The sequence below is a fragment of the Salegentibacter agarivorans genome (assembly GCF_900113135.1).
GTDB lineage: Bacteria > Bacteroidota > Bacteroidia > Flavobacteriales > Flavobacteriaceae > Salegentibacter > Salegentibacter agarivorans.
Genome location: NZ_FOOH01000022.1, coordinates 15,986 through 37,178, shown reverse-complemented (window position 1 = coordinate 37,178; position 21,193 = coordinate 15,986). Strand labels below are relative to the sequence as shown.

Sequence of the window (21,193 nt, the reverse complement as noted above, 5' to 3'; positions counted from 1 at the left end):
TTGAATAAGCTTATGAGTCAATAATGGCTTTATAGTTTAATGTATCAGTTTTAAATAACACATAGCAAAGCATTGGAATTAAAATTTCCACTCCAGAAGGAAAGCTTAAAAAGCTATTATTGAGAGGTATTCCGTAAGGTATGTTATTAATTGAAAGCCCTAATTTTAGTATTGCGTTTTTTCTGATAGCCGAAAGGCAGAGTAGACTGGCAACTTTATCCGGCAGTTCTTTTTTGTACATTATAATATTGGAGTCTTTTAAAATTAAAAAGCATTACAATCTTCACTAAAAATTGGGTAATGCAATGCCAACAAGGTAGGGCTTGTTAATAGTGGTACAATTTAGAAAAATTTGGGTAATAGGTAAAGGAAAGTGAAGAAATAGAAAGCTTAAAGCTTGCTCCAGGAAGAATGTCGCTTTTTACATTCATTTGAGGGTAAGTTAAGTCTAGGATTGACCTTTTTGCATAGTTCGTTAAGCTTTTCAGAAGCTCTATGAGGTGAGATAGTAGCGGCTTCTACCATTTCATCAAAAATCCATAGGTGCCCGTGTACTTCTACCGTTTCCTCTGTAGCGTATTTCCGTAGATTTTTATCGCTTGTAATTAAAGTACCTCCTTTGGTTTTGGCCTGGAAAAAAGCTGAGCAGTCTTGTTCAGAAAGTTTGGGTTTGGATAATTGTAGCTTAGCAATTTCGATTAATTCTTCTCCAGAAATAAGAGATACAATTAACAGGTTTTGGTCTATATAAGGCCTTAAAGCTTCCTGTTGCTCCTCAAATAATTCGTCTAATACCAGAGCCGTGGTATGAAATTCAAACTCAAGGTCGAAAAAATGGGGGAGCAGGTCAAGTTCAACCAGGTCTATGAGAATATTAGCATCATTGACAATAATTCTCATAAAGCGATAAACTCTTTTCTAAATGCTGCCAATTTTAAATTAGCCAAATTCGCAGCTTTACTTAAGGAAATAATATCTTCGGAAGCTGCACGATATAAAAGTTGATTAAATCGATTGGATTTTTCAATTCCCACATATTTTCCCAGGCCTTCCTCTTCTTTATTTTTCACCATTTTTATACAAAAGCCCCGGTAATAATAATCGGTAATAACCTCTAAATCCTTAGCCCTTCGCATAATTGCCTGTACAGACATACCGTATTCTTCTTTGGTATTTATAAGCTCGTTAAGACTAATGGAAGTTCGTTTTCCTCCAAGTTCTTTAAAAAAGGTTTCTTTCGGAATTAGCATTGCACCAGCAAACCTGAAACATAGTTTTTCAATATCCTTATGCTCCAAATTGGTATTGAAGTTTAAAAGTAAGTGCCCTAATTCGTGTAAAGCAGTGAGGCGTTTACGTTCTATGGAATAGTTTTTATTCAACACTACCACCGGGTATACTTTATCGGCCCAGCCGGAGAACCCGTCAAAAGCGGGGGGCGCCTCTATCTCTACTACTTTTATTTCTTTTTCTTCTAAAAACTCCACCACGTTTGGCAAGGCATTAAAGCCCAATTTCCATTCAGTTAACAGAGTGTTTACCGCATTTTCGACATCATCGCCATCATTGATAATTTTATCGCTGACAGGATTTTTAAATTCAGATTTAATCTCAAGGAATTGTTCCAGTTCCAGATAGCGTTCTACCATATCTTTCACTTGCTCCTGAATGGCATTTAATTTTTTGGTGCCCAATTTTTTCTTTTTCCGAAATTCAATTTTTTCGATTTCCACATTATAACTTCTAAAAAAATAATCGGGCTTTACATTGAGAGCTTTTGCCAGTTGGATCAACACATTGGAATCTGGTAGCATTTGCCCTTTTTCATATTTGGAAATAGCATTTTTAGAAACCAGTTTATCTATTTTTTTCACGAGATCGTCTTGAGACATTCCGGCAAGAATTCTGGCACTTTTAAGACGTTTAGAAAAAATAGCTTGCATAAGGTTGGGTTTACAAATATTTGCAAATGTATCTATTTGTCAACTAAAAGTGTGTATAAAAAATCTTAAAATTTATTGGTTTTCTTTTTACTATTCGATTCTGTATGCTCCAATAGATTTCCGTTTAGTGAAATAAAAAAGAGGGTAAACATTACAGCATACAGCTTTCAAATTAAATGAAATTTTGAATTTGATCATCTAATCTATAACGGCTCCCCATAGTTTTTATTCCTACTAGTATGCAAGTAGCCCCGGTTATGGGACGGTGAATTAGACTTTAGATCTTTTTTTATTTCGTCAGCCTTTAGCATCCAACTTTGGGCACAGGCTTGCCACTTTGTAATTGGATTTTTACCATTTAATTTCCAGCCTATGGATTCATAAAAATTATAGAATTTTTTAGCCTCCAGAATACTTCTTTTTTCTTCTCTGAAAAACTCAATAACCTCTTGTTCATTTTCTGGACAAGTGGTTTTAAAAGAGTTTATTATATGTTTACTCTTATGTTTATTATAAGATACCAATTTTTGGACAGGTACCTGTTCAGAAACTGGACAAGTCCTGTTCATTTTTTGATCAGGGTGTGTATCAAATCTGGACATCTCCATGAGTGATCCCATTAGGGGACTACTGGAGGGATGGTATTTAAGATATCCCCAGTTTGTTAGCTCCCGAAGTAATTTGTGGTCGGTCGTTCTGGAACGTATTTTGGCTAGTGCCATCACCTGTTTACTGTTAAGTATAATTGTTTTCGGAAAACGCTTTTGGTTCCATAATTCAAAAAATGCCAAGTATAAACTGCGGTGTGAGGACGAGATCTTGTCGTCATCAGCGAATTTCCGTAATACTCCGTTTAAGTGGCTAATGTAATTGACTTCGCTCATATCAGTAGGTTTTCAGGTTTGTATATTGCTTTCGTTTCTTCATATCCTTTGGGAAAATTCAATTCCAGATCTTGCTCGGAAAAAAAGATATTTGATAGCATAACAGATGAATTTAATAACCGATAGAACTTGATTTAATTCCGGTTTCGATGATCCTTTTTAGTTGTTTATAGGCGAACCCAACTTTACTAGTAGGCAGGTTTAATACGGGTAATTGTAACCCTGCTTGTCGGATCATTTTAAAAGCGATCTTTTTCTCATTGAACCCCAGGTTCCTTAAGCCTAAAAAATATTGTTTAGGATCCTTACTCAGCATCTTTTTGGCTGCATAGCTTTCCACATAATTCCGGTTGTACTGGAACATCTTATCAAAAGCTTTTTCGGAATTCTGAAAAAAGCGATCCCGCTCAAAACCCCGCTTGACCATTTTACCATGCATCTCCACTTCAGAAGCTTTGTATTTACTGCCTGGGGAAAGGCTGTAGGTATTTGAAGCATCTTTTCGGCTTACAATAATATGGATATGGCTTTGCAGCCCTTCTTTTTTCATTCCCGGTTCTATCACCTTTCCCCGGATTTTATAAGGAGCATCCCTAGCCAGTTTTTGAATTTCACTTTCAAGTTTCCGTGGGTTTCCCGAAATTTCTCCACGTTCCACTTTGCGAAGTTCATTTTTAAGATGGGCGATCTGCTTGCTGTAGGCTTTATTTTCCCGAATAGCTACATCGTTACTTTTATAAGATCGCTCATATTCGATTTTGGCGTAATATTTAATATCATCAACATTAATCGGTTTTCCATTGATCTCCCGGTTGAAGGATCCGGCATATTCCTTCATTGCGTCACGGACAAAAGCTTTTAGCTTTTCAGGATTATTACGAATATGTTTTAATTCGTACTGGCTGGGGCTCATGGTGATGGAATAATATTTGGGTTCTTTGTTTTTTAATTTCGCGGTATTCCCATCGATCCCTTTAATTACTTCGTACGGCTGTATATTATCTTCATACTGATTAAAGAAATATTCCTTTTTCAACAGGCTTTTTCCCGCGTTTTCTTTTTCCAGGTAGCTCACAAAATCTCCTGCACTTTTTGAAAAAGCGGCACCAGTTTTCTGAGGAGAGATGCTGATATACATTTAGTTCTTTTGTTTAATAGCTATTTTATAATGTTCAAATTCTGAACGGGGGATATTGAGTTTTAAATAATCCGGACCAAAGGCATTGCTTTTAATCTCTACGTGCTGTATTAAGTACAGCAGATCCCTTTTGTTAGTTTTCAATACCTCCTGGAGCCTGGAGATTTCTAATTTCAATTGTGCCGGGCTTTTTTCATTAGAAGCGGATATCTTTTCTTTTTTGGCAACTTCAAGCTTTGGGACTGAGCGCCCTTCCATAAGTAACTCTAGCATTAATAAACTTGGTTTGGTCTGGGTCTTCTCAATATTTTTAAGGATGGCGATAACGGCATCGATCCTTTTTTTAATCAGTTGTTCCAGGCTCACTTTTGAAGGCACTAAAGTTTCAAAAGGAGAGAGATTATTATGCTCAAAAAAGTCCAGGATCAGGTCTAAAGTTTCAGACTGGTTGCTATTGTTTTTCTTAGAAAACTCCCGGAACCGCTTTGCAGTACTTGCTTTTAATTGTAGTCTTGATTTCGCCATAATGGATACTATTTTACTATTTACTGGCTACCGCCATCTTTATTTTACGGGCCTTTCCAGCGGGGTATATCCAGTAGGGTGGATATTTTTTAAAGCTTCAATTTTAGAAAGCCCTATAAACACAGGGTTTACAAAAAAAGAAATCGAATAACACCGTGCAACGTGTTACCCTCTTGCTATTCGATTTCGTCCCGCAGGCGGGACAAAATTTTCATACAATTTGATTTACACCAACTGCTGGAATTATATAATCCACTTCCTTTTTGTGCACATTTAAAAATTCAGCGAACCTCAAAACCGTAGAATTCCTTTAATGATATTTATCAGAAAATCAACACTTTAAAATACTATTTCTACAGCTTCATTAAAAATGAAATTTTCATTTGATTTGGTGCCGGTTGGTCTAAATTGATATAAAAACCTCCAAATATTTCAAATCAGGATTTTTGAGACGGCAGATTTTTAATTACGGAGGCTAAAAGCCATTTAAAATTTCCACTTTTAATTTTAAAAAAATCATATCCAATTTTAGAAAACTTACCCCACTCATTGAATTAATTTTTAAATGATCTACTTATTATATCCAGAACATTTTCCTTTTTTTAAATATTAACTCCAAGCTCGATCTAACCTATTTAAGGTTTTGAGCTGAGTCTACCTCTTTCTTGTGGATTTACTCCCTTAGAGCAGTCACATTAGCCTTTCTTGATGCTTTTGCTTACAATATTTTTGTCTTATGAAAGTGTATAAGAAGAGTAGGGAAATTCGGAACGGCTTTATACCACAGTTATGATAAGAATGTTTTTTAAAGTTTTAAAAAGGGAGGGTTGTGGGAATGAAGTTTATGGAAGTATCAGTAACGGCCACTATAATCTTTGGAAGATGAACAATGACTTTCCGGTCAGCGGACTTCATCGAAAAATTTCGAACTGGAGTGGAGCGACCCGATTTTTCATCGGCTTAGTGTAATGGAAGTCGCAATTTCTTCGATGGTGTCCAAGCCCCTTAAGAGAAGCGCTTTTCCCGAAATGGAGCTTTTGCGAAATGCAGAGGGAATGGGCTGAATGGGTTTTTGTATAGCTGGTATTTGCTTGATTCCGGATATGAAAGAAAGTTAAAAAATCTAGCGAGATCTTTTACGGAGCACTAACCCCGTTCCTTCTCTAAAGTTTATTTTTTGTTAACACAGGCCTTACGCAATATTAAAGGATAAGCCTTAAATATGTTCTTTCCAAAAGTAATTAAATAAGCTCTTGTTTTTAATATGGTAAATGAAAAGAAATTTGACCAAATTTATAATGAACATTGGTTTGAGATTTACACATACTCCAATAACCTTCTAAGAGATAAAGAAGCAGCTGAGGATGTTACCCAGGAAATTTTCCTGGATCTTTGGAAACGCTTTGCAACTTTGGAAATTGAGAATTATAAACATTATTTACTTCGGGCCTGCAAGTTCCAATGTATAAAAAGACTCAAGAAAGTTACTTTTGACCATGTCCAATTAGAGAAGGTAGAATATGCATTGAGCAGTATGGAAGAAAGTATTTGCGAGGATGAAGTCAGATCTGTTTTATTAGCCCAGGTAGAATCGAATGCCCAAAAGCTACTTCCACCCAAATGCTATGCGGTGTTTTGGCTCAGATATAAGGAGAACCTTTCATATATAGACATTTCCTCGCGCCTTGGAATTTCGGTAAACACTGTAGAAAACCATATCAGCAAAGCTCTCAGCTTACTTAAGCAAGCCTCCATTTATGATGACATTGTTACTATTAGTCTAATAGTCTCTGGAATGGCCTCTCTTATTGAATGTTAATTAAATGTAGCTCCTGTTAACAAAACATCATCTCTCCAATTTGTAGTAGTGGATATTTCATTTGGCGGTACTTATATAGTAGAAGGACCTTAAATCCACTACTATTATGAAGGAAAGGCTGTTCAAAAAGCTTTTAGAGAAATATGAAAAAGGAAATGCAACCAGCCGGGAAAAACGTGCTGTCGAATTATTCCTAACCTCGCTACAAGAGACTGGGGGATCACCTTCCGAAAGGGAGTACGAGCATCAATTAAAGTATCGTATTCTAAAAAATATAAAGAAAAAGGGAACTCAAAGGACCAGGCAAATTTATCAGGCTATAGCCGTCGCAGCCGCTTTATTGTTAATGCTAGGAAGCTATGCATATATTTCAAATTTCCCCTCGCCAGAACTTACGGAATATTCAGAGATAATTACACGAAAGGGAGAGCAAAAAAGCATAATTCTAAGCGATTCTTCACAAGTTATTTTGAATGCCGACAGCAGAATTATTTTTCCAAAAAAATTCAGTCAGGAAGAAAGGGCAATTAAGTTGGAAGGTGAAGCCTACTTTTCAGTAACACACGAAAAAAATAGACCATTTGTTATTTCATCCGGAAATTTTGTTACTCAGGTGCTTGGTACTCGATTTACGGTACGAAACTATCCTGAGGAAACTTCAGAAGTAGTGGTATTGTCCGGAAAAGTTCGTGTATCCGATAAAATTAATCAGTCCCAGATAATTACCAAAAATCAGCGCATACGTCTAGTTAATAATAAAATACTATTGGACCAGGTGAATTCCGAAATGGTCACTTCATGGCTTCAAAAAAAGGTACACTTTGAGGAGTCTACTCCTGCAGAGTTGGCTAGAATACTAAACCGAAGATATGATATAAAAGTGCTAATCGATGAATCCCGGGCGGGGCTACCACCCTTATCAGGAAATTTTTCAGGAGAAAGCATTTGGGATGTACTTGAAAGTTTAGAATTCATTTTCGGTATTGAAAATCGAAAGATAAATAGAGATACCATCGAATTATTCAAAAATAAATAAATGCCATGCCTATGTAAATCGACAACTCCAAAACCAAAAAAACCCCTCTTCGGCGGCTACCGATTCAGGGCTTATTAAAAAATAACAAAATTAATAATCAAATCTAATGAATAATAAGATGTTTAAAAAGGGTTTAAATCTTTTCGTGTTCTTTACTATACTTTTTGGTACTAAAACCATGATGGGAAGTGAGGTCCAGGATTTAGATCAGACTTATGTAAATATTCAAATCAATAATGAATCTATTACCGCAGTTTTCCAGAAAATTGAGAACCAGACTAATTATACTTTTAGTTTTCCGGAAGAAATTTCTCAGCAAACAATAAAGTATAACATAAATCAAAACAATATCAGTGTAAAGGATGTTCTGGAAAAAATATCAAAAATAAATCCCATTGATTATCAGCTTGTAAATAAAGTTATATCAGTAAAAATTACAAAGCCTGACTTGTCAAAAGCAATGTATCAACAACCTATTACCGGTGAGGTAATCGATGAAAAAGGAATTCCCCTGCCCGGGGCCTCGGTCAATATATTGGGTACAAACGTGGGGGTTATCACAGATTTTGATGGAGAATTCTCTATTCGAGCCGAACAGGGAGATACATTAAAGGTTTCTTATGTAGGTTTTCGTCCTTATGAAATAGTTGTAACCAACGATTATGAGCTTGAAATTCAGTTGGAGACAGATGCCTCTCAATTAAATGAAGTTGTAGTGGTTGGATACGGTAATAAAAGAAAAGGGAATTTGATGGGGGCCGTTGGCCATATTGATGCAGCGGATATCGCCCTGCGTCCGGCGGCTGATATAACATCCTCGTTGCAAGGTTTATTACCCGGGCTCAATGTTCAAATGAACTCAGGGGATCCTACTGCAGCACCGGATATAAACGTGAGGGGCTTTAATTCCATAAATGGGGGTGGACCTCTGGTTCTTATCGATGGTATTGAGGGAAATCTAACAAGGATCAATCCCCAGGATATCGAGAGCATATCCGTATTGAAAGATGCGGCTTCGGCAGCCATATATGGTGCCAGAGGTGCTTTTGGAGTGATCATAGTGACCACAAAGTCCGGGACCGTTGGTGACTTGACAGTTAATTATACCAATAATTTTAACTATACTACCCCGACCGTCCGTACCGATTATATCTCAGATCCATATGTTTACGGAAAAACAGTAGATGCAGCAATTTTCGGGTATAACGGGACGAACTTTACCGGTTATGACGAAGAGGACTGGCAGACCATTCAAAGTGTTGCAAGTGGTGAGCTAGCACCATTTCTTGAACTTCAGGAAGACGGCTCCAATAAATTCTTTTACAAGACTGATTGGTACGACTATATATTTAAGGAATGGCAGCCTTCCACTATGCATAATATATCTATTTCAGGTGGGAGCGAAAAAATCCAGGGGTTTCTATCCGGAAGGGTCTATGAAAGAGAGACCATTAATAACATCCAGGATTCTGAGATGGAAAGGTATAATCTCAAATCCAGTGTCACTTATAATCCCACATCCTGGTTGGAGCTCTCAAATAATATTTTATTTAGCCATGAACAAAATAAAGAGTTTGGAGGATATCGTAATGGCTACGGCGGAATATTCAGTACGACTACCTGGTATGACTTGATGGCTTTTTATCCGAATTTTGTCGATGGCGTGCCTACGGATGTAGGAAGGAGCGGAAACGGAGGCCAGGGAGGAGGCCCGGCGATGGAAGCCGGAAACAACTGGCAGCGATTTGATACGGAGGAGTTTACCAATATATTTCGGGCAAAATTAACCCCCCTTAAAGGCTTGGAGGTAAATCTCAATTATAGCAATCGTTTTACCAATACATCCAATAGCTATAGATATAACGAATTCGAATATCTAAGTAGTGATAGGTTAGAAATGACCACGGCAGGACTAAACAGGCTTACCGAGTACCGTTGGAAAGATCGCTACAATGTATTAAACCTTTATGGTTCCTATGATTATAATCTGCTGAACAAGCATAATTTCAAGTTAATGGTCGGGTTTAATCAAGAAGAATTCGACCGGGATCGTATAGCAGCCCAGCAGGGAGGCCTTCTGGTTAGGGAATTAGACAACCTGGCATTGGGTACCGAAATAATGGCCGCAGATGGATCGGCCCTTAACTGGTCCATTAGAGGTTATTTTGGACGATTCAATTATGATTATAGGGGCAAATACCACCTAGAAGTAAATGCACGATATGACGGATCTTCACGTTTTCCGCAGGATAGTCAATACGGTTTTTTCCCTTCTGTGTCAGCTGGCTGGCAAGTCGATCGTGAGGATTTTTGGAGACCATTGGAAAATTCTATTAGCTCCTTAAAACTGCGTGCCTCCTATGGTCAACTTGGAAATCAAAATGTAGGAGTAAACACCTTCCTGCAATTGATGAATGTTGGAGTATCTTCCTGGCTGGACAACGGAGAACGTCTGAATTATGCCAGTGCTCCGGGATCACTTCCAAGAGTGGTTAGCTGGGAGACTACTTCCACACTTGATTTTGGGTTTGACCTTGGTATTCTTGAAAACAAACTGACAACAACTTTTGACTGGTATGAAAAAAATACGGAGGATATGTACCTTCCTGGAATGCCACTTCCAGCAGTATTTGGTGCCGCGGAACCGAGAGAAAACCTTGCCTCCCTTAGGACCAGAGGTTTTGAGCTGGGAATTGGCTACCAGGATTCTTTTGAAGTTGGAGGTTCTCCCTTTCAAATCAGTACATCAGCCAGTATAAGTAATTTTAAGGGGATCATCACTAAGTATAGTAATCCAGAAGGACTTATGAGTACTTACTGGGAAGGACAGGAATTAGGTCAAATCTGGGGGTATCCCACTGATGGTCAATTTCAGAGCGATGAAGAAGCCCTGGCTTATCAGGATAGTTTCGAAAACCCATCAAATAGCCTGGGAAATGTCTATAATTTTATACTCAACATTGCCCAAAATAACGAGTGGAGTCATCTTAGAGCAGGAGATATCAAATATCTGGATGTAGACGGTGATGGGAGGATAGATAGAGGAAACTACACCCTTGAAGATCATGGTGATCTTCAGCCAATCGGGAATGCCATGCCTAAATTTCCTTTTGGTTTTAATATCAATGCAAACTGGAAAAATTTTGACCTCTCGGTAGCAGGAGCGGGTGTAGGAAAGCAAAACTGGTATCCTACAGGCGACATCTACTGGGGAACTTACCAGCGACCTTACCTTACTTTGTTAAGGAAAGATCTGGTTTCAAACGCCTGGACCCCAGAAAATGGAGGAGAGTATCCGCAGATAGAACGAGGATATGCCTCACTGGGATCAGGCAGGTCCCTATACGAGATGAATGATCACTACTTGAAAAATGTAGGCTTCCTAAGGATTAAGAACCTAACCCTTGGTTACAGACTTCCAAAAGATTTTACTGAAAAGTTTGAGGTAAAACAATTTAGGATCTATTTCAGTGGAGAGAACTTATTTACCTGGCGTTTTGGAGACCTATCTAAATACATTGATCCGGAGATGGCTGGGTCAGCGATTAATTATTCCAACCCTGGTAGTGCCGTAGGAAGAGCAGATTTAAGATCCTATCCTATGGGTAAAACCTATTCACTAGGTATCAATATTTCATTGTAAAATTTAAATAAAACGACAAAAAATGAAAAGAATACTTTTAATGAGTTTCCTTGTTATTTGCCTTTTGATGCAAAGCTGTGATGATGATTTTTTAGTAAATCCTCCAGAAGATCAGGTGGCAGCTGAATATTTTTTCAACACAGGCAAGGACCTAGAGGTGGCGACTAACGATTTCTACACTATGCTGCCTACTACAGGAACATATACAGATGATGGATCGTCAGATAATATGATGCAGTTAACCCCTGCGGCTAGGATACGTGGTGGGAGAATTGTCCCAACCGAAAGAGGCAGCGGTGGATGGAATTGGACACGTTTGCGCGACATTAATTTTTTTCTTGAGAATTACAACAAGGTGGAAGATGACATGGCCAAGCAGCATTATAGTGGTGTAGCTAAATTCTTCAGGGCATATTTTTATTTTGATAAAGTGGTAAACTTTGGAGATGTTCCCTGGTATGGGCAGGTAATGGAAGCAGGAGACCCTGAACTTTATAAACCAAGGGAATCCAGGCAAATAGTTATGGATTCAGTTTTGGCTGATATTGATTATGCCATTGAAAATATTCCAGAACAGGTGCAGTTAAATCGAATTACCAGGTATACTGCTCTCATTTTAAAAGCGAGGATAGCTCTTTTTGAAGGCACCTTCAGGAAATACCATAATATTGACGGTTCGGACAAGTTTTTAAATGAGGCGGTTTCGGCATCTCAAGAGCTTATTAATTCCGGAGCCTATGGTATATATTCTGCAGGCGGCCCAGAAGAGGCGTATCGAGGCTTGTTTGCTCGAGATGACCAGGATGTGACAGAGACCATACTCGCTCGTGATTTTGACCAGGAACTCGAACAGCATAATCTCGGATATCTCATGACTGCACCTACAATGGGAGGTTGGGGAATGACCAAAGATGCAGTGAATAGTTACCTTATGACCGATGGCAGTAGGTTTACCTCAAAAGAAGATTTCCAAACTATGGAATATTATGAGGAAATGCAGGACCGTGACCCCAGACTGACACAGACCACTGCAGGCCCAGGTTTTACGGTAATAGGAGAGAGTTCACCTGAACCGGTGTCTTTGGATGCCTCGACTACCGGGTATAGGATAATCAAAGCGCTACCCCCTAGAAGCCAGTGGAATGCTGCTTATTTTGATGTGATTATTTTTCGATATGCGGAGGCCCTATTAATCTTTGCGGAGGCAAAAGCTGAACTAGGAACCTTAACCCAGGGCGATCTTGATATTAGTATTAATTTATTAAGAGATCGTGTAGCGATGCCACACCTAATGCTCAGTGAAGCCAACACTAATCCAGACCCATATCAAGAAAACCTTTATTCTAATATCGAACAAGGAGAAAACAAAGGGGTCATTCTGGAGATTAGGAGGGAAAGAAGAATAGAACTTTTTAACGAAGGCCTTAGATGGCAGGATCTTCTACGATGGAAAGAAGGCAAAAAAGTAGAACAACCAATGGTGGGGATATATTTTTCAAGCCTGGGAGCTCATGATTTCAATAATGATGGTACACCAGATGTTTACCTTCACCAGGGAGATGCTTCAGGTGCCCCAAGTGGTGTGACTTCTTTAATTAATGTAATGCAAAAACCACTGACCAATGGAACCTCAGGAAACCTCGATCCTTTCAGTGATGGAGGAGAGTTTGTTGAGCCCAAAGACTATTTCTACCCCATACCAATTGAAGATTTACAATTGAATGAAAATCTAGAACAAAATCCAGGCTGGTAATAATTAGCGCCGAAAACTTATGAATTCTCAGCCATTATTTATTCTCCCTGCATTTGGTAGGGAGAGTAAATATTAATCAGCTGAATAAACCAACCTTTTTACTAGTCGGCAAAAACATAAGGCGCAAGGAATATTCCCTTTTTAAATTTGAATGGTTTAATGAAATTAAACAATAAGATTTTAATTCTATGGATGCTGTACTTTTTTTGTTGGCCTATTGAAGCTCAACAAAAAGATATCAGCTATTACTGCGCATTGGATTTCACGCTAAAGGGGAAGGCCAAAGAAATTAACTCAGAGCCCTATGCCCGTATAGATGCTACATTCGTTAAACGTCTTCCTGTAAAAGTGCAGGAGCTTGCTGGCAACACCTCAGGTTTAAATTTGGAATTTCAAACCAACTCCAGGAAGATTTATTTAAAATGGAAACTGGATAAATACCGGGTATTGGGTAATATGACTCCCCTGGCTGTTAATGGATTTGATCTGTATTGCCAAACTGCTGGAAATTGGCAATATATGGCATCAGCGGTCGCCTCTTCCAGTGAGAATGAGCTGGAGTTAATTAGAAATATGGATGGAAAAAACAGAATTTACAAACTTTATTTTCCATTGTATTCAGGGGTTCAGGAATTAGAGATAGGGGTAGAAAACATAGCATCGATAAAACCTGTACCAAGAACAAAGCAACCTAGGGTGGTTATTTACGGTTCCAGTATTACACAGGGAGCTTCGGCTTCCAGACCGGGTATGACTTTCACTTCCATCATCTCGAGGAAACTTGATGTAGAGATCTTTAATTTAGGGTTCAGTGGCTCAGGTAAAATGGAAGCTGAAATGGCTCATATCCTGGGACAGATAGCTGCTGATGTTTTTATTCTGGATTGTGTGCCAAACATATCACCACAACAAATTGAACGACGTGCTATTCCCTTTGTGACCATACTCCGTGAATATAGACCTGATGTGCCCATCCTGATGATAGAAAGCATCTTTCGGGAAACCGGACACTGGGATAAAAAGATAGGAAAGAGGGTACACGCCCAAATTCAAGCTTTTTCAGAAGCCTTCTTGAAATTAAAAAATAGAGGTGAGCAAAAATTGTTTTACCTGGAGGGAGATAACCTAATCGGAGAAGATCATGAAGCTACAACCGACGGGGTTCATTTGTCCGATCTGGGAAATCATAGAATGGCAATTATTTTAGAAAAAAAATTACAACAAATATTAAAGCTAGAAAATAAATAATAAAATCATTAGAAGTAAAATGAAAAAAATAACCAAATGTTTCATCCTTTTGGTACTGTTTACCTGGGTTTCCATTGCCTCATATGGACAGGAAAATAAGGAAAGAAATACTTTAGTAAATCTACCGGATATCCCCGGTTTTATAACACTTAAAGGAGATTTTCACATGCATACTGTTTTCTCTGATGGTCACGTCTGGCCTACTTTTAGAGTCAGGGAGGCACAGCGGGATGGTCTTGATGTAATTTCCATAACGGAACATATTGATTACGAAGGGTTTCCGAATGAACTTAAGTATCACCGAGAAGAGGCGTTCAGAATCGCTGAGGAAAGAGCAAAGAAAACGGATGTTATTTTAATCAAGGGAGTGGAGATTTCTCCTCGAGTACCTCCGTATCACAACAATGCTCTCTTTCTGGAAAATGTGGATAAGCTTCCTTATCCTTACATGAAAGATACGCATCACACCTTTGTTATGAATGATGAAATAAAAAGGAAAGATGTCATGGCTCCTTTTGAGGAGGTAGAGAAACAGGGAGGTTTCGTTTTTTATAATCATCCCTCTTATAAATGGTGGGATAAAAAAGAAAAAGAACTCTTTACGGATATTCATCAGGAACTATTGGCCAGGAAAATTCTTGGTGGGGTGGAAGTGGTAAACTCCGGAAAGTACAATATTATCGCGCATCGTATGGCAGAGAAATATGACCTCACGATGTTTGCTAATTCTGATGAACATTATGAAATAGAAGGATCATATAGTGACCATCGGCCTATGACCCTGATTTTTGCTACTGAAAAATCAAAATCGGCTATTGAAGAGGCTATCCGGGATAAACGCACAATGCTTTATTTCGGAGACTATCTGGTGGGAAGGATGCGTGAGGCAGAACCTTTTTTCAGGTCTTCACTTGAGATAACCACAAAAAAAATAACTTCCGGAAAAGCACCAATGCTAAAAGTAAATTTCACTAACAATTCGGATGTGCCATTTGATATTAAACTGGAAACAGATTATATTGTTGAGAACCTTCCATTAGGTAGGTTGAAACTTAAAGCAAATGAAACCACTTCTGTAATGCTTCATCCTGTCTGGGAATATCCAGATACTCTCACAATGGACCTTGTAGTAGAGAATATCTTAGTGTCTCCGGAAAAGCCTTTAGAGACCCAGATTAATGTGGACTTATAATTAAAAATCATTAAAATCACAGATTATATGAAATCCTATATTAGATTCTTTTCCGGAATACCAGTTTTGATACTACTGTTTCTTAATGCTTCCATATCTACTGCACAGACTAATGGCAGTGATCTGATTAAAATGATCGATAAGGAAGAATTAAAGGTGAGGGAAGTGTCAGATGGTATCCTGTGGAAGTACGGACAGTTCGATTCTCTCTTCAACTCTACACAGAGTATCACGATCCTTGAGGTCGACCTGAAAAATGTAAGGATACAAGTTCCTTATGTTAAAAAAGGTTTCTTTAAAACAAGCGATTCTGCTGAGGAGTCGGAAGCTGTGGCAGCTATCAATGGATCATTTTTTGATACTGAAAAAGGTGGTGGAACTGTCTTTCTTAAAGTGAATGATGAGCTTATCCACTCCACAAGAGAAGGATTTCAGACCTACCGTGAAAATGCTGGATTTGTTTTTAATGATAACAAAGTCGATTTGATAGAAAAGCCAGGAGACGGATGGGAGCCACTAAAAAACTATCATTCCGTACTTGTTTCGGGGCCCATGTTAATAGCAAATGATCGATTGCTTAACCAGGTCGCTGAACCCTTTAATACCAATCGGCACCCACGTACTGCAATCGGCCTTACTCAAGACAATAAGCTAATAGCAGTTGTAGTGGACGGAAGGAATGCCCAGGCTCAGGGTATGACCATAACGGAATTAGCCCAGCTTATGCAATCCCTGGGGTGCAGCAAAGCAATGAACCTTGATGGAGGTGGGTCTTCAAGCCTCTGGATAAAAGAATTCGGAATAGTTAATTATCCCAGTGATAATAAGTTGTTCGATCACCAGGGAGAACGGGAAGTGGCAAATGCAATTCTATTTATTAATGAGTAAAATTAGATTAAAAAGACCCATTTTACACCTATTACTAATTTTCAGGTTATTAAGGCAGAATAAACTTCTGCCTTAATAAAAAAAACCAAACAAGCGTTGCCTATAAGTTCTATATGCTAGTACATTCAATGAGGCTAATTAAAATTCTCATGGGTATACAAGTAACCCCTATTTATTCGGTTAATTGTATATAATTTATAAAACCATTAAACCAAAAAATTCAAAATTCTCAGCTACCCAGTTTTTAGGTTATCCACTGATTCTTACTGCCATTTCTTAAATAGTTCATAGCTTACTCTTAGGTAGTTTGCTTATTATATCTAGTACATTCCCTTTTATTTTTAATCACAAGTTTGATCTAAATTTTTAAGGTTTTGAAATGATGATAGCTTTTTCTTTCGAATTTACTTTCTCTAGCAGTTTATTGGCTTTTGAATGCTTTCTATTTTACAACATCTTGGCCTGGTAAAGCGAAAAAAAAGCCGGCCAAGACGGAACCGCTATATGCCACTGTCCACGATATAATGTTTTTTGATGTTAAAAATGGAGGGTTTCGGGAATGGAGTATACGTAGCTATCAGTAACGGCTACTATAATCTTTGGAAGATGAACAATGACTTCCCGGTAAGCCCAGCGGACTTCATCGAAAAATTTCGAACTGGAGTGGAGCGATCCGATTTTTCATCGGGTTAGAGTAATGGAAGTCGCAATTTCTTCGGTGGTGTCCAAGACCTTTAAGAGAAGCGCTTTTCCCGAAATGAAGCTTTTGCGAAATATAGTGGGAATGGTCTGAACGGGTGTTACCATTATTACCGCAAATTGTTTATGCACTTTACAGTGCGTGAAATTTTTAAAAAGATCAACTCTTAATTTCTCATAAAACCCATAGATTTCTGAGATTCTGAAGAATTGTTAGTCGGGGTGTAGTTAAAGATTTCGGCCAAAGTCATAGGACCTGGATTATTTACTTCTATACCTTGGTTAAGAAGAAGGCGGAAAGTCTTTTCTTCCGGCAACTCTTTAAATTCATAGGAAAGTTTAAGCCGACCTTTTCGGATTAATGCAGAATCTATATTTTTCAATTCTGTATTGAATGTTGCGATAATCTGGATCCCCAGGCTTTCACCCAAGATTCCATCTGTTAAATTTAAAATCATCGAAAGGTTAGAATTCTTTTCATGATTTCTGGAGACTACCAACCCCTCTGCGTCCTCTATCACTATTATACAATTTTTATTATCCAGTAAAAGTCTTGTTATTTCAACATTATCAAGATTCCCAGCCATTTTTGGTGATATAAATATTGTCTTTTTCTTAATTGTTTTTATCAGGTAACGTAAATACGTACTTTTTCCTGTACCTGGTTTTCCGTAGAATAGAAAAAGTCCACTTTCATTTTTCCTCTTAAGTTGATTTTTCACTTCCTGATGAACAGCCAAAAAATCATCACAATAATTTTCCTGAAAATTAATTATGGGTTTTTTAAATTTTATATTTTTCGTACTAAGATATCCGCTACCTTCTGAAACAATAACGGCAATTTCTGGTTTCTTTTTTTTCTCCTTATAACAACTTAAAATTATTTTTTTTAATTCAATAACTAGTTCTTCTTCGGACCCAGAGTATAATAAGTTAATATCTCCATATTCCAAATAAATTATTACATTATCCCGAAGAATAAGATATTGGGATTTTAGCGTTTCCTTTCCATTTCTTGAAATAGACTTTTCAAAAAAATCCTTGAGAATTTTATCTGAATATTGCTTTTTGAAAAGTTCAAGAAAAATATCTGGATTTACGTCTTCAAACTTCAGACTTTTAGGAATGTCCTGGAAATAATAGAAAAATGTTTTGTCTGGTCTAATACCTTTAGCACCGGGATGAAAAATATCAGGAATTTGGGCTTCTAATTTTTTACTACTCACTTTTTCCGGAACGTTTTTATGGGATGTAGAATTCTTCATATTAATTTAGTTTTAGCGACATGCGGACATTACTAAAAATAGTTTTAGCCTAAACTATCCTGATTTTATCAATTAATCCCGATTTTTAGACTGAAAATGAGATGAATAAAAGGTAAATAAAATTTTATAAATGAGGGAATTCAATTAGATTATAAGAACTTTCCCGCATATCAAGTTTAATATTAAGTCATCCGCAAGAATTTCTAGTGATAGGCTTTTGGCCATTGTTTTCAATAATTTTTTTTCTGCACGCCTAAAAAAATCTAAAAAATGTAATGGAAATTAGAATCAGTGCCTGCTCCTTCAATATTGTGTATGCCAAGAGCATATAATGAGTATGATTTCAACTCCATCTTAGCGGTATACAGGAACCCTCAAAATTTAATCCACTATAAGTCCAATACCGGCTTTACCGGCCTTGTATTTTATTTTAGTCATCTTCTCACGATAATTCCAGTTCTTTTCGGCTTTCAAGCTAGGCTAATCGAATTAAGTTGTATATGCTAAACGCATTTAGTGAGTGTTATTAAATACCTCACCTTATGGGTATACAAGCACCCTCATCATTGAATTTAATCTACCATAAGTTCAATACCGGCTTTCTCGGACTTATATTTTATTTTGGTCATCAGTTCATAATAATTGCAGTTCCTTTAATCTTTAGGGGGAGGTTGTATATGCTGCGTGCATTTAGTGAGTGCTATTAGGGACCTCACCTTGCGGGTGTACAAGCACCCTCATAATTAAATTAATCCAGTATAAGTTCAATACTATCTTTACCGGCCTTGTCTTCGATTTTGGTCATCAGTTCATAATAATTGCAGTTCCTTTAATCTTTAGGGGAGGGTTGTATATGCTGCGTGCATTTAGTAAGTGCTATTAGGGACCTCACCTTGTGGGTGTACAAGCACCCTCATCATTGAATTTAATCTACTATAAATTCAATACCGGCTTTACCGGCCTTGTATTTTATTTTTTGGTCACCAGTTCATAATAATTCCAGTTCCTTTTAATCTTTCAGGGAAGGTTGTATATGCTGTGTGCATTTAGTGAGTGTCATTAAATACCTCACCTTATGGGTGTACAAGCACCCTCCTAATTCGATTTAACCTACTATAAGTTCAATACCGGCCTTCTTGGCCTTGTATTTTATTTTGGTCGTCAGTTCATAGTAATTCCAATTCCTTAAAAGAAATCCGTCTTCTTCTTTGGCGATTCCTTTTTTATCCTCCTGGTTTAACAAAATGAGTGTCCCTGCCTGTTGTTTAATGCAAAAATCAATTAGCTTCCGGCTGTATACATGCAAGCGGTTACTTACATAGTTTTTTTCCAGTTCGTAGAATTTATCCACTGCTTTTGTTTTGCGTTTACGGCCTTTTCCGGGTCTGCAATAGGTGGCCCCGCTTTGTGCCCTTTTTTGAGCAGCCTGTATGGCTAGCCTTCTATATAGGAATTCCTCCCTATTGCCGATACTAAGTGTTGCTTTTCCGGATTTCACTGTTATAGGGTATTCAAGAGATAAAGAAGCTTCTGCAATTACTTCCGGTTTCAGGCTATGCTTTTCTTTCTCAAATTCAAAGGTCGCTAACAAATAAATTTTTTGTTTTTTCAGTTGAATTTTAGAAGTACATAGCTTGATTTTTCCGGCTATTACCTGTTCCAGCAAGCTTCGTTTATCAGTATAATCCTTCCCTAAATATGTTTTAAGTGGAATGGAAAACAAACGAAAACAAAATGCTTTTTTTTCTTCTTTATAAGATAAACCATGAATACCTACCGGTCCAAAAGGAAAAGCGATATTCCTTTTGAAATTTGCCAGGGAGCGTTCTCCTCTAATATATTCTGGCCAATTGTTACGAAAGTTATTGATGATATTATTGTTCAGGTTGTTTAAAATGTTGGTGGGAATTTCCCCTTTAAACCGATCGGATACCACCCGGTAGGTAGTACTGAGCCGGTGCCGATCCAAGATGCCGTCTTCAGCTTTTTTATCATCTGCCAGCTTATATCTTACTCCTTCCGATAAATAAAGGAATTCTTTGATCATTTCCTGCACGTACAGATGTGAAACAATGAGATTGGCTGCTTTAAAGCTACGGTTCTGCCAGCGGTACAGCGTGTCATAAACCTCCTTTTTTTCTTCCTTGGTAGGGGCATCCACTTGTAGCTGGATCTTCCGGGTGAGTTTTATCGTATCTTTTCCCATGACTAAGCTGATTGTTGTTGTTCGTGTTTGAGCTGTAATAATTTATAGGCAGCCATAAATTCCTGATGTACTTCCTTTTGAGAAAGGTTCAGTTCCTTAGCGATGGCAGCAAATGAATATTGCTTTTCTGTACGCAGCTGTAACACCTTTTCCTGTTCCCGGGTCATGGTACCCTGGATATTTACCGCTATCATCGGTTGTGGTTTAGCTTCAAGGGGCCTCCCTTTATTAATGATATTCTTAATATCTTCAATGGCGCATTTTACTTCGATACTGGTTTTGGTGATGCTGGTTCCCATCGCTTCGGCGATGGCTTTATACTGAAAACCGTATTTTAAACAGAGTTCAATCAGGAGCTTTCTTTTACCGCTAAGCAAAGGGAGAACATTTCGAATCTGGTCGAAAGCTTTCTGGTCCGCTTCCTGCTCCAACAGATGCTTATCCTCTTCCTCCGGGTCATAACCATGCATATATTCCTGGTAGTCTTCATAAAATTCTAACCTTTCTATGTTCCGTTGAAACTTTTTCCGAGGTCGGCAATAATAATAGGTACAATCTCTTTTCATTACATAACGAAGGAAAAAGTAAATATGTTCCGGGTCTTCTATCCGGTCTTTTTTCTCCCATAGTTTTAAGAAAGTATTCTGAAGGATGTTTTCTATGACAAATTCATCCTTAATTGTTCTTTTGCCAAGCCAGAAGAGGCTTCGGTTATACCTGGCATAGATCAATTCCAAAGCCTCTGGATGTCCTTGTTGTAATAATTCAAAAATACGCTGCAACATAATAAGCTAGATTTATAAATTCATATTACGTAGGGTTTTTTCAGGTCATTAAAAAGAACTTTTACAACATGATGGAATAAAATGCTTACAAGTCTTCTAATAACACTCAAATATAATAAAATTTTTCAACCAATGGTACAGGTACCTTTGTTAAAAGTTTTATTATGTT

At 37.7% G+C, this 21,193-nt stretch carries 16 protein-coding genes; 7 read left to right on the top strand and 9 right to left on the bottom strand.

Going from position 1 to position 21,193, the window contains the following annotated elements:
• Positions 1 to 10: 10 nt before the first annotated feature.
• From BM084_RS14575 to BM084_RS14550, 6 genes are all read right to left on the bottom strand, one after another.
• Positions 11 to 241, bottom strand: a complete 231-nt coding sequence (locus BM084_RS14575; protein WP_093305719.1) for a hypothetical protein — start codon at positions 239 to 241, stop codon at positions 11 to 13.
• Positions 242 to 390: 149 nt separating this feature from the next.
• Complete coding sequence (locus tag BM084_RS14570) at positions 391 to 900, bottom strand: PIN domain-containing protein (RefSeq protein ID WP_093305717.1); 510 nt, start codon at positions 898 to 900, stop codon at positions 391 to 393.
• Complete coding sequence (locus BM084_RS14565) at positions 897 to 1,943, bottom strand: helix-turn-helix domain-containing protein (protein ID WP_093305714.1); 1,047 nt, start codon at positions 1,941 to 1,943, stop codon at positions 897 to 899. Before BM084_RS14565 ends, BM084_RS14570 begins: the two co-directional genes overlap by 4 nt.
• A 203-nt stretch (positions 1,944 to 2,146) precedes the next feature.
• Positions 2,147 to 2,827 carry a hypothetical protein gene (locus BM084_RS14560; protein WP_093305712.1) on the bottom strand — a complete coding sequence of 227 codons (681 nt, stop codon included), beginning with the start codon at positions 2,825 to 2,827 and terminating at the stop codon, positions 2,147 to 2,149.
• Between the two features lie 112 nt (positions 2,828 to 2,939).
• Complete coding sequence (gene mobB, locus BM084_RS14555; RefSeq protein ID WP_093305710.1) at positions 2,940 to 3,965, bottom strand: MobB family relaxase; 1,026 nt, start codon at positions 3,963 to 3,965, stop codon at positions 2,940 to 2,942.
• A complete protein-coding gene (locus tag BM084_RS14550; protein WP_093305708.1) occupies positions 3,966 to 4,490 on the bottom strand; it encodes a BfmA/BtgA family mobilization protein in 525 nt (174 codons plus the stop codon). It lies immediately after the preceding gene.
• Between the two features lie 1,264 nt (positions 4,491 to 5,754).
• Here BM084_RS14550 and BM084_RS14545 point away from each other — a divergent pair.
• The 7 genes from BM084_RS14545 (at position 5,755) to BM084_RS14515 (ending at position 16,069) form a co-directional block, all read left to right on the top strand.
• Positions 5,755 to 6,309: an RNA polymerase sigma factor gene (locus BM084_RS14545; RefSeq protein ID WP_093305706.1), complete on the top strand. Its 555-nt coding sequence runs from the start codon at positions 5,755 to 5,757 to the stop codon at positions 6,307 to 6,309.
• Positions 6,310 to 6,415: 106 nt separating this feature from the next.
• On the top strand, positions 6,416 to 7,345 hold the full coding sequence (locus BM084_RS14540; protein ID WP_093305704.1) for a FecR family protein: 930 nt from the start codon (positions 6,416 to 6,418) through the stop codon (positions 7,343 to 7,345).
• A 106-nt stretch (positions 7,346 to 7,451) separates the two neighbouring features.
• Positions 7,452 to 10,988: a SusC/RagA family TonB-linked outer membrane protein gene (locus BM084_RS14535; RefSeq protein WP_245764389.1), complete on the top strand. Its 3,537-nt coding sequence runs from the start codon at positions 7,452 to 7,454 to the stop codon at positions 10,986 to 10,988.
• A gap of 22 nt (positions 10,989 to 11,010) precedes the next feature.
• Complete coding sequence (locus BM084_RS14530) at positions 11,011 to 12,741, top strand: RagB/SusD family nutrient uptake outer membrane protein (RefSeq protein ID WP_093305702.1); 1,731 nt, start codon at positions 11,011 to 11,013, stop codon at positions 12,739 to 12,741.
• A 159-nt stretch (positions 12,742 to 12,900) separates the two neighbouring features.
• A complete protein-coding gene (locus BM084_RS14525; protein WP_093305700.1) occupies positions 12,901 to 13,989 on the top strand; it encodes an SGNH/GDSL hydrolase family protein in 1,089 nt (362 codons plus the stop codon).
• 19 nt (positions 13,990 to 14,008) lie between these two features.
• Positions 14,009 to 15,181, top strand: a complete 1,173-nt coding sequence (locus BM084_RS14520) for an Sb-PDE family phosphodiesterase (protein ID WP_093305698.1) — start codon at positions 14,009 to 14,011, stop codon at positions 15,179 to 15,181.
• Positions 15,182 to 15,208: 27 nt separating this feature from the next.
• Positions 15,209 to 16,069: a phosphodiester glycosidase family protein gene (locus BM084_RS14515; RefSeq protein WP_093305697.1), complete on the top strand. Its 861-nt coding sequence runs from the start codon at positions 15,209 to 15,211 to the stop codon at positions 16,067 to 16,069.
• 866 nt (positions 16,070 to 16,935) lie between these two features.
• On the opposite strand, the gene BM084_RS14510 is transcribed toward BM084_RS14515, so the two are convergent.
• From BM084_RS14510 to BM084_RS14500, 3 genes are all read right to left on the bottom strand, one after another.
• The gene (locus tag BM084_RS14510; RefSeq protein ID WP_093305695.1) at positions 16,936 to 18,033 is read right to left on the bottom strand and encodes an AAA family ATPase; all 1,098 of its coding nucleotides are present in this window, start codon (positions 18,031 to 18,033) and stop codon (positions 16,936 to 16,938) included.
• Between the two features lie 1,105 nt (positions 18,034 to 19,138).
• Positions 19,139 to 20,239, bottom strand: a complete 1,101-nt coding sequence (locus BM084_RS14505) for a hypothetical protein (RefSeq protein ID WP_093305693.1) — start codon at positions 20,237 to 20,239, stop codon at positions 19,139 to 19,141.
• 2 nt (positions 20,240 to 20,241) lie between these two features.
• Positions 20,242 to 21,024 (bottom strand): RNA polymerase sigma factor, encoded by a 783-nt coding sequence (locus tag BM084_RS14500; RefSeq protein WP_093305690.1) that lies wholly within the window; start codon positions 21,022 to 21,024, stop codon positions 20,242 to 20,244.
• Positions 21,025 to 21,193 lie beyond the last annotated feature (169 nt).